Below are 877 nucleotides of genomic sequence, written 5' to 3' on the forward strand. Positions count from 1 at the left end.
AACTTGAATCTAAGTTATAATAAATATATTTTTAAAATATTTATGATTTATCATGATTTCTCAATTTAAGTTTTATAAAAAAATCTACAAAGGCTCTGATATTTTTCTATTGAATTTGGCAGAAAATATCAATTTAATTGATCATAATATTATACCTAACAATCAGATCTTAGAAATTAAAAAATATAAGTTTGCTAATGATCAAAATAAAAGGTTATTAGCACGTAGTTTTTTATATAATTATTTAAAATATAAATATCAAATAAGTAATTTTGAACTGAAACATGATCAGTATAAAAAGCCTATATTAAAAGCTGATGATAATATTGACTTTAGTATTTCTTATTCTGAGCAATATATAGTAGTTGCTATTAGCGATGAATATGATATCGGAGTAGATATTGAATTTATAGATACTAAAATTAATCATCAAGATTTAATCAATATAATAATGCACCCAAAAGAGATATCTTGTTATAATAAGCTGACTAAAAAAGCTGATAAATTAGATTTTTTCTTTGAAGTGTTTAATGTTAAAGAGGCTATAATTAAGAGCTTAGGAATGGGTTTATACTTTGATGTTCAAAATATTAACATCTTAGATGCTTCCTATCTTTGTAACATCATAAAAAGTGAATATTTTTTAACTACAGAACTATTTGATTATTTATGTGAATATAAAACTAGTATAAGCTTAGTTGTTAGATAATGATTTATATAGAAAATAAGGCACTGTCACAACTATTTAGAAATTTACTAGAATAAAAAGTTAATTAGTTTAGATATAATGTGACATAGAGAGTTTATGATCTTCCAGCTGAGAACTGAAGATTCGAGTAATTTTAATAATATCTTCCTTCGAAAAATTTTTTAGTTT

The 877-nt window shown here is 22.5% G+C and carries 1 protein-coding gene; it reads left to right on the forward strand.

The features are described 5' to 3' along the window. The first annotated feature begins 52 nt into the window (after positions 1-52). Positions 53-709, forward strand: a complete 657-nt coding sequence (locus F3D62_RS12525) for a 4'-phosphopantetheinyl transferase family protein (protein WP_150468578.1) — start codon at positions 53-55, stop codon at positions 707-709. Positions 710-877: the final 168 nt, after the last annotated feature.

Source organism: Francisella sp. SYW-9 (assembly GCF_008711465.1).
Lineage (GTDB): Bacteria > Pseudomonadota > Gammaproteobacteria > Francisellales > Francisellaceae > Francisella.

What these genes read in the sequence shown, in the direction of transcription:
- F3D62_RS12525 (WP_150468578.1), top strand. Translation starts at nt 53, where the DNA reads ATGATTTCTCAATTTAAGTTTTATAAAAAAATCTACAAAGGCTCTGAT.